1 protein-coding gene is annotated in these 759 nt (G+C 46.6%); it reads right to left on the reverse strand.

The genetic code is table 11. From position 1 onward, the window contains the following. The coding region (locus tag R7190_RS27000) for a flagellin (protein WP_132937424.1) at positions 1 to 683 on the reverse strand (683 nt) is incomplete at its 3' end. Between the last annotated feature and the right edge of the window lie 76 nt (positions 684 to 759).

A 759-nucleotide genomic window follows, 5' to 3' on the forward strand; every position in this document is an offset into this window, starting at 1 on the left:
CCGTTAATGTAAGTCGCAAGCTCTTCGATATCGTCACCCGCTTTTGCGCTGATGTTGATTTCTTGCTCTTGGCCGTAGCTGTCCGTTAGGTTGATTTTTAGGTCGTTCTTACCTTCAGCAACGTTCCAGTCTTTACCTTTACCACTTTCAGCTTGGTAGCTCACACCGCCCATCATTTTGTTGTCTGAACGCATGTCTTTTAGCTCAAGCATCACTGCTTCACCGTTATCTGCACCGATTTGGAACGATTTCGCACCGTGTGTGCCGTTTAGTAGCTTGTTACCACCGAAAGAAGTGGTTTCTGCGATACGGTTTAGTTCGTCGTTTAGCGCGGTCACTTCTTCTTGAATCGCAACGCGCTCTGCTTTCGAGTTTGAACCGTTTGCTGATTGCAGAGACAAGTCACGCATACGTTGAAGAATGTTAGTGGTCTCATTCATTGCACCTTCAGCCGTTTGTGCAATCGAGATACCGTCGTTCGCGTTGCGAACCGCTACATCCAAACCACGGCTTTGTACGTTCAAACGGTTCGAGATTTGTAGACCCGCAGCGTCATCTTTTGCGCTGTTGATTTTAAAACCTGAAGACAAACGCTCCATAGAAGTTTGTTGAGCTGAGTTTGCGTTGTTTAGGTAACGCTGAGCGGTCATCGCTGATACGTTAGTGTTTACATTCACTGCCATGGTGATTTCTCCAATTGATTTTCCGGTGTAGCGGTTTCCGACGTCTCGGAAAACCAAGTAGTTCTCTCAAAGTTAC

It is taken from the genome of Vibrio sp. 1078-1, assembly GCF_033340475.1.